The 13,777-nt window shown below is 72.2% G+C and carries 14 protein-coding genes, 1 tRNA gene and 1 pseudogene; 7 read left to right on the plus strand and 9 right to left on the minus strand.

Annotated elements, in window-relative coordinates; translation table 11 throughout:
• Positions 1–35: 35 nt before the first annotated feature.
• From D7I47_RS03365 to D7I47_RS03395, 7 genes are all read right to left on the minus strand, one after another.
• Positions 36–611 (minus strand): hypothetical protein, encoded by a 576-nt coding sequence (locus tag D7I47_RS03365; RefSeq protein ID WP_120761734.1) that lies wholly within the window; start codon positions 609–611, stop codon positions 36–38.
• Positions 611–1,186, minus strand: a complete 576-nt coding sequence (locus D7I47_RS03370; protein WP_157981616.1) for a helix-turn-helix domain-containing protein — start codon at positions 1,184–1,186, stop codon at positions 611–613. The genes D7I47_RS03365 and D7I47_RS03370 overlap by 1 nt, the downstream gene beginning before the upstream one ends.
• A gap of 205 nt (positions 1,187–1,391) precedes the next feature.
• Positions 1,392–1,463, minus strand: a tRNA-Arg gene (locus tag D7I47_RS03375).
• Between the two features lie 142 nt (positions 1,464–1,605).
• Positions 1,606–2,592: a CHAP domain-containing protein gene (locus D7I47_RS03380; protein ID WP_157981617.1), complete on the minus strand. Its 987-nt coding sequence runs from the start codon at positions 2,590–2,592 to the stop codon at positions 1,606–1,608.
• Positions 2,593–2,929: 337 nt separating this feature from the next.
• Positions 2,930–3,430, minus strand: coding sequence for an HNH endonuclease (locus tag D7I47_RS03385; RefSeq protein WP_120761737.1), 501 nt, complete (start codon positions 3,428–3,430; stop codon positions 2,930–2,932).
• 297 nt (positions 3,431–3,727) lie between these two features.
• Positions 3,728–4,435 carry a C40 family peptidase gene (locus D7I47_RS03390; protein ID WP_157981618.1) on the minus strand — a complete coding sequence of 236 codons (708 nt, stop codon included), beginning with the start codon at positions 4,433–4,435 and terminating at the stop codon, positions 3,728–3,730.
• Between the two features lie 258 nt (positions 4,436–4,693).
• A complete protein-coding gene (locus tag D7I47_RS03395; RefSeq protein ID WP_120761739.1) occupies positions 4,694–5,386 on the minus strand; it encodes a metal-dependent transcriptional regulator in 693 nt (230 codons plus the stop codon).
• 54 nt (positions 5,387–5,440) lie between these two features.
• Here D7I47_RS03395 and serC point away from each other — a divergent pair, with 54 nt between their 5' ends.
• Both serC and D7I47_RS03405 read left to right on the plus strand, forming a co-directional pair.
• Entirely contained in the window at positions 5,441–6,550 is a 1,110-nt protein-coding gene (serC, locus tag D7I47_RS03400) for a phosphoserine transaminase (RefSeq protein ID WP_120761740.1), read from the plus strand.
• 9 nt (positions 6,551–6,559) lie between these two features.
• Positions 6,560–6,727 (plus strand): annotated as a pseudogene (locus tag D7I47_RS03405) (DUF2530 domain-containing protein); the annotation flags it as partial.
• Here D7I47_RS03405 and D7I47_RS03410 read toward each other — a convergent pair.
• Positions 6,674–7,309, minus strand: a complete 636-nt coding sequence (locus tag D7I47_RS03410) for a DUF3027 domain-containing protein (RefSeq protein WP_227000815.1) — start codon at positions 7,307–7,309, stop codon at positions 6,674–6,676. The pseudogene D7I47_RS03405 and the gene D7I47_RS03410 sit on opposite strands and share 54 nt — an antisense overlap.
• Entirely contained in the window at positions 7,302–7,682 is a 381-nt protein-coding gene (locus D7I47_RS03415) for a cold-shock protein (RefSeq protein ID WP_120761742.1), read from the minus strand. The genes D7I47_RS03410 and D7I47_RS03415 overlap by 8 nt, the downstream gene beginning before the upstream one ends.
• 56 nt (positions 7,683–7,738) lie before the next feature.
• On the opposite strand from D7I47_RS03415, the gene D7I47_RS03420 reads away from it, so the two are divergent.
• From D7I47_RS03420 to D7I47_RS03440, 5 genes are all read left to right on the plus strand, one after another.
• Positions 7,739–8,002 carry a hypothetical protein gene (locus tag D7I47_RS03420; protein WP_120761743.1) on the plus strand — a complete coding sequence of 88 codons (264 nt, stop codon included), beginning with the start codon at positions 7,739–7,741 and terminating at the stop codon, positions 8,000–8,002.
• Entirely contained in the window at positions 7,992–9,878 is a 1,887-nt protein-coding gene (locus tag D7I47_RS03425) for a helicase-associated domain-containing protein (protein ID WP_120761744.1), read from the plus strand. Before D7I47_RS03420 ends, D7I47_RS03425 begins: the two co-directional genes overlap by 11 nt.
• Positions 9,879–10,249: 371 nt before the next feature.
• Positions 10,250–11,887, plus strand: a complete 1,638-nt coding sequence (locus tag D7I47_RS03430) for a DNA repair helicase XPB (RefSeq protein ID WP_120761745.1) — start codon at positions 10,250–10,252, stop codon at positions 11,885–11,887.
• 89 nt (positions 11,888–11,976) lie between these two features.
• Positions 11,977–12,891, plus strand: a complete 915-nt coding sequence (locus D7I47_RS03435) for an ABC transporter ATP-binding protein (protein WP_120761746.1) — start codon at positions 11,977–11,979, stop codon at positions 12,889–12,891.
• A complete protein-coding gene (locus D7I47_RS03440; protein ID WP_120761747.1) occupies positions 12,888–13,760 on the plus strand; it encodes an ABC transporter permease subunit in 873 nt (290 codons plus the stop codon). The genes D7I47_RS03435 and D7I47_RS03440 overlap by 4 nt, the downstream gene beginning before the upstream one ends.
• Positions 13,761–13,777: the final 17 nt, after the last annotated feature.

A 13,777-nucleotide genomic window follows, 5' to 3' on the forward strand; every position in this document is an offset into this window, starting at 1 on the left:
CTCCCCGCACATCGAGGGCGAGCTCCGCGGTCGCGTCAGCCGCCGAGATCGACGTCCATCGGCGGAACCGGTGGGGGCAGGCCATCGTCGATGATCCGGATGAGCGTCGCGTAGGCACGATCATTGAGCGCATCACCCGGGAAGAACGACCCGAGCAACTCCTCGGCTTCCTCGGCGCTGGCGATGCCGTTGATCGCGAGCAGGTACGCGACGTCGTCCTCGTCACGACCGCGGCGACCTTCCATCGCCTTGAGCTTCATCGCGAGGAGGGTATCGGCGGGTGCGATCCAGACGGAGACGCTCTGGTCATCGAGAACCGGCACCCATTCGACAGGCGACCCATACCCGGGGATGAACTTCTCGGCCGCGGAGTTGAGCCACCCCCGCATCCATCCCCGCTGGTTCGCGATCTCGTCGATGATGGGCTGGAGCTCCGCCGCGAGGTGGATGCGCGCATCGATGTCGCCGGTCGCCGGCCGGTCGAAGTACGCCAGTCGCAGCGCGGCACCGCCGACGATGTAGATGCGAGCCCCGACGATGCCGGCTGCACGCGCGCGGGCGACGAGCTCGCGAAGCCCCCAGACGATGTCCTCCCGCTCCAGGCGTGGCATCACACGCTCGCCAACGTCGTCTCGTCGACGAGGATGTTGCGGCTGAGGAACTGGGGTGGCACGTCGGCGGGATCAGGAGAGACCGCATGGCGGGCGTAGTCGAGCGGGCGAGGAGCGGCGAGCGTGCGGCTGCCGTCCCGAAGCCACTCGGCTTTCGGAGCGTGAGCCGCGTCGAGCCAGTACTCCGTGACGGCAGCGAGCGCCGCATCCCACGCGTCGTCGCCCGTCGTCGCCGGCGCCGCGGCGCTGAGGATCACGCGGCCGGCGGGGTCGGAATCGGCGAGCGAATCGGAGTAGGAGAGGAAGGTGCGGAAGGCCTTGTCCGCGCGTCCCTCGGCGAGCTCGTCAGCGATCGTCGCCGCAGTATCGACACCGGTCGCACCGCGCACGGGCACGGCGATGAGGCGGTGCCCCGCACTCCTCAGAATCCGATCGAGGGTGTCGACGGTGGGCACCCGGTGCCCGCGCTCGATGAGCGACACATCGGCCTGAGCAGTGCCCGCTCGGCGCGCGAGCTCGGTCTGCGCGAGCCCTTGATCCAACCGCGCCGCCCGCAGAATCGTCGCTGCGGTCATACCCTGCACCTCCTCCGCAACTATATCGGATCCGAAATAGTAGCGCACCCGGCGGGGGCGGGCGCGTCAGTCGCGATCGTCCCACAGGGCTGCGACATGGCGGCTGTCAGTGCCGCAGCATCCGGTTCACCGGGGTCGAGGCGTGCGCAACTGCTGGCCTTCCGCCAGCTCGTCGCGGGCCCTGCTCGGAGGGCGTCTCGGTCGGTGCCCCTGGAGGGACTCGAACCCCCAACCCTTTCCTTAGGACGGAACTGCTCTTCCATTGAGCTACAGAGGCTGACCGCTCGAGTCTATCGAGCCCCTCCCGCGCACGGCTCTCACCGCAACTCAGGAGAAGAGGCGGATTCCGTGGCACATGGAGGCGGAACGGGCCGGATCTCCTGAGTTGCGGAATCGCGGGGAGGCGGAGGGACGAGCGATCAGCGCGGCGGGGGCGAGAGGTAGATGGCGTCGCTGGCCTGGATGACGCGCTGCCCGTAGATGTTCGGGCCCCAGTTGTACTCCTCGATCGCGACCGAGCCGTCGTCGAGCACGCCCGAGACGTAGGCGACGTGGTTCATGCCGGGGAACCAGGCCACCCATCCGGCCTGCGGCGTGGTGCTGATCGGCCAGCCGTGCTTCTCCCACTGGCGCTTCCACGAGACGGCGCTGCCGCCGCCGGGGGTGAGCGTCGACCACACGTACTTGAACGGGGCCGAGGTGGAGCCGGCGTCGCGGTTGAGGCGCCAGGCCACGAAGTCGACGCACTCGCGGTAGTAGTAGTTGAGGGGCGACAGCCCGCCACCCTGGCCGCGGGTCAGCTCGGCCGCCCACGGGTAGTCGTCGCCCATCTCCTTCGCACCGGATGCGAGGTAGGCGGCGAGGTTCTGCTGACGCAGCGCGTCGCGGTAGAGGCGCTTCAGGTCGGCGGCGCTCGTGGACTGGTAGCCGTCGCGGGCGTCGCCCGTCGCGTCGTCGCTCGAGGCGATCGCCTCGGTGTCGAGCGCGAGCACCTGGGAGCCGATCGCGGTGGTGGCGTCGGCCGCCCCGGCCGTGTAGTCGGTCGAGGCGTAGGCGGGCAGCGTGAGCGAGGCGAACAGGCCCGGCACGAAGAGCATCGCCCCCACGACGGAGAGGCGCTTGCGCACCGGATGCCGGCGCGGCGCGGTCGGGCGCGCGGCGCGCGCCTCCACGGCCGGACGGGACTCGGATGCCGGCGGGGCCGCGAAGGTCGTGAACGGCGCCGCGACGCTCGGCACCGAGGCGGCGGCCGGTCGGGGCGCCTGCGGCACGGGCGGCGCGCTCGCCGCAGCGGCCGCCTCGCGCGCGGCACGACGCGACGCGTACTGCACGCCCTCGGCCGGCGCGGATGCCACGGGCGTCACGGGCGCGGAGGGCGCCACGGGGCTCGCGGGAGTTGCGGCCACGGCACCCGCCTGTTCGCGGAGCGAACGACGCGACGGAAACTCGACATTACCGGTGACGACGGCTCCTGACGGGCGGCTCTGCGCGGGCTGCGCGGCTCCCGAGGTCTCTGCGGGGGTGGGAGTGAATCCCAGTGCCGCGAGGGTCTCGTAGTCAGTCACGTCGATAGAGGTCTTCCGGGTTGAGACGACCCGACCGACGTTACGCGACATCCCCCCGAATGTCACGTCTTGATAACGCCACGTTTTCCGGGGCAGACAGGTCGTCCGCACAGGACTTTCCCAGGCGGGAGGTCACCCGCACGACGGAATCCGCAGGGAATCCGTACCGCATCGGGCCTCACGCCGCCGGCGCGAGGAACTCCTCCCACTGCGGCTGCGCGCGCTCGGCGCCCCGCACCAGCCAGGCCGTGCCGTGCGGCGGACGCGGCGCGAACCGCAGCGTCCACCCCATCTCCTGCGGGGTGCGGTCGCCCTTCACGTTGTTGCAGCGAAGGCAGCACGCCACCAGGTTCTCCCAGCTGTCGGCGCCCCCGCGCGACCGCGGCACGACATGGTCGATCGTCGACGCATGCACCCCGCAGTACGCGCAGCGCTGATCGTCGCGACGCAGCACACCGCGGCGCGACACCGGCACGGCGCGGCCGCTCGGCACCCGCACGTAGCGGCTCAGCAGGATCACCGACGGGCGATCCCACTCCCCCGACGCGGCGCGCACGGGGTGGTCGTCGTCGCACGCGACCACGACCGCCTTCCCCGACAGCACGAGCACGAGGGCTCTCTTGAACGACACGATGGCGAGCGGTTCGTAACCGGCATTGAGAACGAGGGTGGTGCGCAAACGGGTCTCCTCTCGAGGGAGCCTGCACGGCTTGCAGGCCTTCGAACACCCCGGAGGCCGCGGATGCGGGCGAGAACAGAAAAAGGCGCCGTCGCGAACGACAGCGCCTCACTCGACCGGAACGTGACAGTGCACGTCCGGCCGGCTGCTGAGCAGTATGCGGAACCGCGCGCGTGCATCCATGGTGCGGATGCTGTGCGGCGATCGCATGTGCCCTCCCGAATCCGAAGGATCTCCGAGAGCCCCAGAGTAACCCCGGAGGGGGAACTTCAGGGGAACGACACAGAAACCGTCGGCTCAGATCCCGTAGCGGACGAACCAGGCGTTGGAGTCCCAGATGTTGTGCACCTCGACGGTGCGGCCGGGCTTCGGCGAGTGCACCATCGTGTTCCCGCCCATGTAGATGCCCACGTGACCGCCGCCGTCCATGACGACCAGGTCGCCCGGCAGGGCGTCCGCGCGGGCGATCAGGTGACCGCCGCCCGAGCCGCGGCCCTGCGCGCTCGAGGAGTGCGGCAGGGCGATGCCGAACTGCGCGTAGATGAACATCGTGAAGCCGGAGCAGTCGAAGCCGGCGGGCGTCGAGCCGCCGTAGACGTAGGGGATGCCCTGGTACTGGAGCGCCACCTGCACGACCTGGTCGAGGTTGAAGCTCGGGTACGGCGGGTTCGCGAGGTAGTCGCGCACGGTCGGGCCGGAGTAGGAGCGCAGCGCGGCACGCTGCGCGGCACGGCGCAGCTCGGCGGCGGAGGTGGTGGAGTAGCCGTCGCGTGCGTCGACGGCGACGTCGGCCTCGGCGACCGCGACGGTCTGGGCGTTCTGCTCGATGAGCTGCGCGCGGGCCTCGATGGGGGCGGCCGCCTCGTTCGACGGGTTGTACGCGTAGGCAGGAAGGGCCACGGTGGCGAACAGTCCCGGTACGACGAGGGCCACGATCGCGACGCTGCGGAGCGGGTGGCGTCGCGGGGTTCGGGCTGCGGGGACCGGCTGGGTGTGCCGGGCCATCTGGGTACCTGGAGTCAAGAGGTGTCTCCCGCGTCCCGGCCGCTCGAGGTGACGGCCCCATCCCTTTCGTATGTCACGTCGCCCCGCAGAGGATGGGTGAACGAGACGCCCTGCGGTGCGGCCCCCGACCGTCCTGGTGTGGTCGGAGGACTCCGCGAGTTTATGCGAGGCGCGGCGCAATGTCACATCACCGTGCCCCATTCGGGGGTGATTGTCCCCCGGATGCACGGGGGAGGAACGGATGCCGAGGGCCCGCGCTCAGACCTGCAGGTAGATGTGCGAGGCGACCTCGGTCGGCAGCTCGAGGCCGTCGCCGAAGCCCTCCACCTGCACGAGCACGTAGCTGCCCGCCGCCGACACGGTGGCCGTCGCACCCGGCACGACGCCCGCCTCGAGCAGCTGCGCGAGCAGCTCCGGCTCGAACTGCACGGGCTCGCCGAGCCGGCGGATGACGCCGCTCGACTCGCCGGGGGTCGCCGCGACGCGCGTCACGAGGTTCTCCACCCCGTCGAGGAAGCGGCCGGCGGGCTCGTCGCCGAGCTCGTCGAGCCCCGGGATCGGGTTGCCGTACGGCGACTCGGTCGGGTGGTCGAGCAACTCGAGCAGCCGACGCTCCACCTGCTCGCTCATCACGTGCTCCCAGCGGCATGCCTCGTCGTGCACGTAGGCCCAGTCGAGCCCGATGACATCCGACAGCAGCCGCTCCGCGAGGCGGTGCTTGCGCATGACGTGCATCGCCCGGCTGCGCCCCTCGACCGTGAGCGCGAGGTGACGGTCGCCCTCGACCACCACGAGGCCGTCGCGCTCCATGCGGCCGATCGTCTGCGAAACGGTAGGACCCGAGTGCCCGAGGCGCTCGGAGATGCGCGCGCGCAGCGGCACGATCCCCTCCTCCTCGAGGTCGAGGATGGTCCGAAGGTACATCTCCGTCGTGTCGACGAGATCGGTCATCGTGGCCTCCCAGCACGTCGTCACCAGCCTACCCGGCACAAATAGACTCGGTGCGTGCCGGACATCCAGATCCCCCAGAACCTCCTCCCCCTCGACGGCCGCTTCGGCTGCGGACCGTCCAAGGTGCGCCCGGAGCAGCTCGCCCACCTGCAGGCGAACGCCGCGCTGTTCGGCACCTCGCACCGGCAGAAGCCCGTGAAGGCGCTCGTCGGCCGGGTGCGCAGCGGCCTCGCCGAGCTGTTCCGCCTGCCGGAGGGCTACGAGGTGCTGCTCGGCAACGGCGGCTCGACCGCGTTCTGGGATGCCGCCGCCTTCTCCCTCATCGAGCGGCGCAGCGAGAACCTGACCTTCGGCGAGTTCGGTGCGAAGTTCGCCCAGGCCGCCGCCGCCCCGTTCCTCGAGGCGCCGCACGTCATCTCGGCCCCCGGCGGTTCGCGCGCCGAGGTGGAGGTGCTCGAGGGCGTCGACGTGTACGCCTGGCCGCACAACGAGACCTCGACCGGCGTCATGGCGCCCGTCGCCCGCGTGCACGGGGATGCCGGCGCGCTGACCGTGATCGACGCGACGAGCGCCGCGGGCGGCGTCGACTTCGACGTCGCCGAGACCGACCTCTACTACTTCGCCCCGCAGAAGAACTTCGCGAGCGACGGCGGGCTGTGGTTCAGCCTCGCGAGCCCGGCCGCGATCGAGCGGATCGAGCGGATCGCCGCATCCGGCCGGTGGATCCCCGAGTTCCTGAGCCTGAAGAACGCGGTCGACAACTCGCGCCTGGACCAGACCCTCAACACCCCGGCCATCGCGACGCTGCTGCTCATGGAGGCGCAGCTCGACTGGCTGAACGGCAACGGCGGTCTCGCGTTCGCGGATGCGCGCACGCGCGAGTCGTCGCAGCACCTGTACGCCTGGGCCGAGGAGCGCGCCTTCGCGACCCCGTTCGTGACCGAGCCCGACCACCGCTCGCAGGTCGTCGTGACGATCGACTTCGACGAGTCGATCGACGCCGCACAGATCGCCGCGACCCTGCGCGCGAACGGCGTCGTCGACACCGAGCCGTACCGCAAGCTCGGCCGCAACCAGCTGCGCGTGGCGACCTTCGCGGCGATCGACCCGGACGACGTCCGCGCCCTCACGGCCTCCATCGACTACGTCGTCGGGGCGCTCTAGGCTGACCGCATGCGGATCTGGCTGAGCGAGAGCGAACGCCGGCCCGACCCGGAACCGGTCGTCACCGACGACCGCACGGCCGTCGTCGTCGGGCTCGTGCTGTGGGTGCTCGCGCTCGGCGGGCTACTCCTCTTCGTCGGAGCGCTCGTCGACTCCGGCCGCGTCTGGTGGCTGTGGACCTGCCTCGTCGGCATCGGCCTCGGCCTCGTCGTCCTCGTCTACATCCACCTGCGCCGGCGCCCCCGCGACTGAGTCGTCGACCGGCACGGCGGATGCGTCGTGCTCGTCGTGCTCGAAGTCGATGCCGTCGTCGGGGTCGTCGCCGAAGTCGTCGTGGAACTCCGCGTCGTCGGACTCGTCGTCGTCGAGTTCGTCGTCGTCGAGCTCATCCTCGTCGTCGTCCTCGTCGGACTCGTCGAGCTCCTCCCCCGCCTCCGCGGCGGCCGCGGCCTGCGCCGCGCGGTACTCCTCGAGGCGCTCGGACCACGGCACCCAGTCGGGCGCGAGCAGCGCGCCGTCGCCCGGCAGCAGCTCGGCCTCGAGCACCGTCGGCGCCTCGTCCGGCAGCTCGACGACGCTCACCGTCCAGTGCCAGCCCGGGTAGCCGGACATCGTGGCCGCGAACTCGACCGTCGTCACGCCCTCGCCCTCGTCGGTCTGCGAGACGAGTTCGCCGACGGTCGACGCGGGGGTGATCTCGGCGAGCGCCTCCCGGGCGATCCGCGCGCGCTCCTCGGCGGACACGGGCAGCTCAGGCATCCAGGTCGTCGGCGACCTTGCGCAGCACGGCGGCGATCTTCGCCCCGTGCGCGCGCTCGGGGTAGCGGCCGCGGCGCAGTCCCGCGCCGATGCCGTCGAGCAGCTTCACGAGGTCCTCGACCACGATCGCCATGTCGTCCGCCGAGCGGCGGTTGATCTTGGTGAGGCTCGGCGGGGTGTCGAGCACGCGCACCGAGAGCGCCTGGGCGCCCTTGCGTCCGTCGGCGATGCCGAACTCGAGCCGGGTGCCGGCGCGCACCACCGCGCCTGCAGGCAGGGCCGACGCGTGCAGGAAGACCTCCTGGCCGTCGTCGGAGGAGACGAAGCCGAAGCCCTTCTCCTCGTCGTAGAACTTCACCTTGCCGGTCGGCATGCCGAACCTCTCTCGCTGATCTGATGGGGCGGGGATGCGGGGCCTATTGTGGTCTCGTGCCCGAGAACGCCCCCGTCCCGCTCAATCGTATCGAACGTGTGCTCACCGCCATGATCGCGACGATCATGGGGTTGTCGATCATCGGCATCGTCGTGGTGATGATCGCGGCCGGCTCGGGCGTCGAGATGAAGGGCGGCATCTGGCCCACCCTCGTGCTCATCGGCTACATCGGGCTGCCGCTCGCGTTCGTCCTCATCGTCGTGTTCCTCATCGTGAGCACCACCCGCCGTCGCCGGCTCGCCCGGGACGGTGAGCGGTAGCAGCTCCGCCCTCGCGCTCGCGGCATGGCTGCGGGCGCTCGACGACGACGCCCTGACGGCGCTGCTGCACGCGCGGCCGGTGCGCGAGTCCGGCATCCGCGACCGCTTCGACCTCGCCGAGGCGCTGCTCGAGCCCGCCTCCATCCAGGCGGTGCTGGCGCACCTCGACCGCCCGACCCTCGCGGTGCTCGCGGCGGCGGGCGAGCTCTCCGCCGGAGGGGGCACCCCGGATGCGGCGGCGGTCGCCGCCCGGCTCGGCGTTCCGGCATCCGCGGTCGCCTCCCCCGTCGACGTGCTCGTGCGGGCGGCACTCGTCGACGACACGGACGGCGGGGTCGCGCCCTGGGGCCCCGTGACCGACGCGCTCACCGGCTGGCCGCAGCTCGGGCTCCCCTCGGTCGCCGAGCTGCTCGAGGACGACCGGCCCGCGGCGCTCGAGCCGGTCGCGGCGGCCGACCTCGCCCCCGTCGACCGGGGTGCCGCCGACCGCGCCTTCGCGGCCGTCACCGCCGTCGGCGAGCTCGTCGACACCCTCGAGCGCGAACCGGCCCGGCGGTTGCAGCGCGGCGGCATCGCCCTGCCCGACTGGCGGCGGATGCTGTCGGCCGCCTCCGCCTCCGCCGACGACGAGCTGCACGCGCTGCTCGACCTCGCCGCGGGCGCGGACCTCGTGCAGGTCGACGCGGGCGCCTGGCGGGCCACCGACGAGGGCCTGCGCTGGCGGGGGCTGCCGCGCGTCGAACGCTGGGCGGCGCTCGCCGAGGGCTGGCTCGCCGCGGTGCCGCCCGAGCTGCGCGAGCACTTCCGCCGGCGGGCGCGCGCCCGCTGGGGCGACGGGCTGCGCGACTACCTCGCCTGGCTGTACCCGGCCGGCGACGACTGGCTGCCGGAGCGGCTGCGGGCCGCATCCCGCTCGGCCGAGCAGCTCGGCATCGTGGGCGACGGCGTGCCGTCGACACCCGGAGCGGCGCTGCTCGGCGAGGGGGCGGATGCCGCGGCCGCGGCGGTCGCCCGGCTGTTCCCCGACGACGTGCGCCAGGTGTACATCCAGCACGACCTGTCGGTCATCGCGCCCGGCCCGCTCGCCTCCGACGTCGACCGACGCCTGCGGCAGTTCGCCGACGTCGAGTCGGTGGGGGTCGCGTCGAGCTTCCGCATCACGGCCGCCTCGGTGACGCGCGCCCTCACGACGGGCCTCACCGTCGAACAGCTGCGCGGCGCGCTCTCCGAGGTGTCGCTCACCGGCATCCCGCAGCCGCTCGAGTACCTGCTCACCGAGACCGCCGGACGCTTCGGCAGTCTGCGGGTGGGCGCGCTCGACGGCGCCATCGGCACCGTGGAGGCGGGGGCGCACGCCTACGTGCGCGGCGACGACCCGGCGCTCGTGGGCCAGCTCGCGATCGACCAGGCGCTCACCACGATCGGGCTGCGTCGGGTCGGCGAGCACCGGGCGGTGAGCCGCTTCGACGCGGAGACGGTGTACTGGTCGCTCGTCGACGCGCGCTACCCGGCCGTCTTCGAGGATGCCGCGGGCGTCATCCGGGCCGTCGCGCGCTCGACCCCCGTGTCGGCCGCCGCCTCGCACCCGCCCGACACGGCCGCGATCCTCGTGGCGCGGTTGCGCGACGCGGACGTCGAGCAGCCCGCCGAGGCGGGCGCCGCCTGGAACGCGCGCCAGCTCGAACTCGCCATCAAGGCGAAGCTCACCGTGACCGTCACCGTGCGGATGCCGGACGGCACCGAGGTGCCCTACGTGCTCGAGCCGGCCGCCCTCGCGGGCGGGCGGCTTCGGGCGCGCGACCGTCGCGCCGACATCGAGCGCACCCTCCCCCTCTCGCACATCGTCGCGGTCGCCGCCGCCCCCTCCGCGGGTTGAACGCCGCGCGCAGGCGGCCCCTCCCCCTCCCGCGGGTTGAACGCCGCGCGCGGCGACCCCCTCCCGCGGGTTGAGTAGCCCGCGCAGCGATCCCCCTCCCGCTGGTTGAGTAGCCCGCGCAGCGGGCGTATCGAAACCCATGCAGACGTGGACCAGTGGGCCCTCACCGAGCGAAGGCGCCCCATCGAGGGGCGCCTTCGCTGGTTTCGATACACCGCGCTTCGCGCGGCACTCAACCAGCGGGAAGGGGTGACGCCCGGCGCGCGGCACCCAACCAGCGGGAGGGCCACAGCCCTCCCGCACGACACAGCGCGGCCGCACCTTGCCGCACCCAGCACACCCGCCATCGGCCCGACTAGGCTTGCTCGGTTATGAACGGACCGCTGATCGTGCAGAGCGACCGCACGGTGCTGCTCGAGGTGGCGCACCCGGAGGCGGAGGAGGCGCGGCACGAGCTGGCGATCTTCGCGGAGCTGGAGCGAGCCCCCGAGCACGTGCACACCTACCGCATCACACGCCTGGGCCTCTGGAACGCGCGCGCCGCCGGTCACACCGCCGAGCAGATGCTCGCGACGCTCGAGCGCTACGCGAAGTTCCCGGTGCCGCAGACGGTCGCGGTCGACATCCAGGAGACGGTGGGCCGTTACGGCCGTCTCGTGATCGCCCGCGACGACGCGGGTGAGCTCGTCATCCGCGGTTCGGATGCCGCGGTGCTGGCCGAGATCACCCGCAACTCGAAGGTGGGCCCGTTCCTCGGCATCCGCCGCACGAGCACCGAGTGGACGCTGCAGCCGTGGGCGCGCGGCCAGGTGAAGCAGGAGCTGCTGAAGATCGGCTGGCCCGCCGAGGACGAGGCCGGCTACACCCCCGGCACCCCGCACGACATCGACCTCGTCGAGGACGGCTGGACCCTGCGCCCCTACCAGCAGCAGGCGGTCGACAACTTCTTCCAGGGCGGTTCCGGGGTCGTGGTGCTGCCGTGCGGCGCCGGCAAGACGCTCGTCGGCGCGGGCGCGATGGCGGCCGCCGACACCAACACCCTCATCCTCGTCACCAACACCGTGTCGGCACGTCAGTGGCGGGCCGAGCTGCTGAAGCGCACGACCCTCACCGAGGACGAGATCGGCGAGTACTCCGGGCAGTCGAAGGAGATCAAGCCGGTCACGATCGCGACCTACCAGATCCTCACGGCGAAGCGGAAGGGCGAGTACGCCCACCTGGCGCTCCTCGACGCGCTCGACTGGGGGCTCATCGTCTACGACGAGGTGCACCTGCTGCCGGCGCCCGTGTTCAAGCTGACCGCCGAACTGCAGGCCCGCCGCCGCCTCGGCCTCACCGCGACGCTCGTGCGCGAGGACGGCCGCGAGTCCGACGTGTTCAGCCTCATCGGGCCGAAGCGCTTCGACGCGCCGTGGAAGGAGATCGAGGCGCAGGGCTTCATCTCCCCGGCATCCTGCTTCGAGGTGCGGATCGACCTGCCGCAGTCGGAGCGTCTGGAGTACGCCGCGAGCGCCGACGACGAGCGCTACCGCCTGGCCGCGACCGCCCCCGCGAAGCTGCAGGTCGTGAAGGATCTCGTGGCGAAGCACGCGGGCGAGCGCATCCTCGTGATCGGCCAGTACCTCGACCAGATCGAGGAGCTCGCCGAGGCGCTGGGCGCCCCCCAGCTCACGGGCTCCACCCCGGTGCCCGAGCGTGAGCGGCTCTACCAGGAGTTCCGCGACGGCACGACGAAGGTGCTCGTGGTGTCGAAGGTCGCCAACTTCTCGGTCGACCTGCCGGAGGCGACCGTCGCCATCCAGGTGTCGGGCTCCTTCGGCTCGCGCCAGGAGGAGGCCCAGCGCCTCGGCCGGCTGCTGCGGCCCAAGGAGTCGGGCCTGCCCGCGAACTTCTACACGCTCGTGGCGCGCGACACCGTCGACCAGGACTTCGCCCAGAACCGGCAGCGCTTCCTCGCCGAGCAGGGCTACAGCTACACGATCCTCGACGCGCACGAGCTGGCCGCGTAGCGACCTCGGGCCGCGGCCGCCGATTCGGGGGTCAACCGGATGACGCGCGCCGGGCGGATTCCCTAGGGTCGAGGCATGAGGTCCACTCGATGATCCAAGCCACCCACCTGACCAAGCGCTACGGCGCCAAGACCGCCGTCGACGACGTCACCTTCACCGTGAGGCCCGGCCTCGTCACCGGCTTCCTCGGCCCGAACGGCGCCGGCAAGTCCACCACGATGCGCATGATCGTGGGGCTCGACCGTCCCACCGAGGGCAGTGTCACCGTCGACGGCGTCCGCTACGCGGAGCTGAAGGCGCCCCTGCGCGAGGTCGGGGTGCTGCTCGACGCGAAGGCCGTGCACCCCGGGCGCAGCGCCCGCGGGCACCTGCGCGCCCTCGCCGCGACGCACAGCATCCCGAACCGCCGCGTCGACGAGGTGATCGGCCTGACCGGTCTGGATGCCGTCGCCGGCAAGCGCGTGAAGGGTTTCTCGCTCGGCATGGGTCAGCGGCTCGGCATCGCCGCGGCGCTGCTCGGCGACCCGGCCACGCTCATCCTCGACGAGCCGGTCAACGGCCTCGACCCGGAGGGCGTGATCTGGGTGCGCAAGCTGGCCCGGCATCTGGCCGCCGAGGGCCGGACGGTGTTCCTCTCCTCGCACCTGATGAGCGAGATGGCGCAGACCGCCGACCACATCATCGTGCTCGGCCGGGGCCGCGTCATCGCGGATGCCCCGGTTGCCGAGATCGTCGCGGGGGCGCGGGGCGAGGGTGCGGTGCGCGTGCGCACCCCGCACGCCGAGCGACTGACCCCCGCCGTCACGGCGGAGGGCGCGAGCGTCACCCCGGACGGCGACGCGCTGGTCGTCACCGGCCTGCGCTCGGAGCGCATCGGCGAGCTCGCCGCGCACGCGGGCGTCGTGCTGTACGAGCTGACCCCGGTCGCCGGGTCGCTCGAGGACGCCTACCTCGCCCTCACCCAGGACGAGGTCGAGTACCACGCGGGAGGTGAGGCGGCGTGACCGCGCAGACCGCTCCGGCCACCGCAGGCCCGGCATCCGGACTCGCCGACGCGCGACTCTCGGGCGTCGGCATCATCCGCTCCGAGTGGGTGAAGCTCGTGACCCTGCGCTCCACCTGGTGGTGCCTCGGCGTCATCGTGGCGCTCACCGCCGGCATCCCGCTGCTGATCGCCGGCGCGCTCACCGCGGCGAGCAACCCCGGCGCGAACCCGGATGCCGACTCCGGCTACTACAACTGGATGATGGCGACGACGCTGCCCATCGGGTTCAGCGTGCTCGCCGCGGCCGTGCTCGGCTGCCTCGTCATCACGGGGGAGTACGGCACCGGCATGATCCGCTCCACGATGACCGCGGCCCCGAAGCGCGTCTCGGCGTTGCTCGCGAAGGCGCTCGTGATCGGGGCGACGATCTTCGTCGTCGTGCTCGTCTCGCTCGCGATCGGCGCCGTCCTCAGCGGCCTCGTGTTCTCGGGCGCCGGCTTCGTGGTCGACCCGGCGGACGGCAGGGTCTGGCTGACGATCCTGGCCGCGGCCGGCTACCCGGCGCTCATCGCCGTGTTCTCGGTCGGCGTCGGGGCGGTGCTGCGCAACTCGGCCGGCGCGATCGCCTCCGTGCTCGGACTGCTGCTCGTGGTGCCCACGATCCTGCAGCTGGTGGGCGGGCTGCTCCGCGCCGAGTGGGCGTTCAACGTGGGTGCGTTCCTGCCGTCCAGCCTCGGCGCGACCATGTACACGCCGGTGCTCGACGGGATGACGAACACCCTCGCCACGGTGAGCCTCGAGCCCTGGTCGGCCGCGCTCGCGATGGCGGGCTGGGCGGTCGCGGCTCTCCTCGGCGGGACGCTGCTCATCACGCGACGCGACGTGTGAACGCGGTGCGGGCGGCG

Origin of the sequence: Protaetiibacter intestinalis (assembly GCF_003627075.1) — a bacterium.
In the GTDB taxonomy this organism is placed as follows: domain Bacteria; phylum Actinomycetota; class Actinomycetes; order Actinomycetales; family Microbacteriaceae; genus Homoserinibacter; species Homoserinibacter intestinalis.

Bases quoted from the DNA above. Each gene is read 5' to 3' on its own strand.
- D7I47_RS03415 (WP_120761742.1), bottom strand. From the start codon at position 7,682: ATGCCGACCGGCAAGGTGAAGTTCTACGACGAGGAGAAGGGCTTCGGC.
- D7I47_RS03390 (WP_157981618.1), bottom strand. From the start codon at position 4,435: ATGGCCCGGCACACCCAGCCGGTCCCCGCAGCCCGAACCCCGCGACGC.
- D7I47_RS03370 (WP_157981616.1), bottom strand. From the start codon at position 1,186: ATGACCGCAGCGACGATTCTGCGGGCGGCGCGGTTGGATCAAGGGCTC.
- D7I47_RS03430 (WP_120761745.1), top strand. From the start codon at position 10,250: ATGAACGGACCGCTGATCGTGCAGAGCGACCGCACGGTGCTGCTCGAG.
- D7I47_RS03435 (WP_120761746.1), top strand. From the start codon at position 11,977: ATGATCCAAGCCACCCACCTGACCAAGCGCTACGGCGCCAAGACCGCC.
- D7I47_RS03395 (WP_120761739.1), bottom strand. From the start codon at position 5,386: ATGACCGATCTCGTCGACACGACGGAGATGTACCTTCGGACCATCCTC.
- D7I47_RS03410 (WP_227000815.1), bottom strand. From the start codon at position 7,309: ATGCCTGAGCTGCCCGTGTCCGCCGAGGAGCGCGCGCGGATCGCCCGG.
- D7I47_RS03365 (WP_120761734.1), bottom strand. From the start codon at position 611: ATGCCACGCCTGGAGCGGGAGGACATCGTCTGGGGGCTTCGCGAGCTC.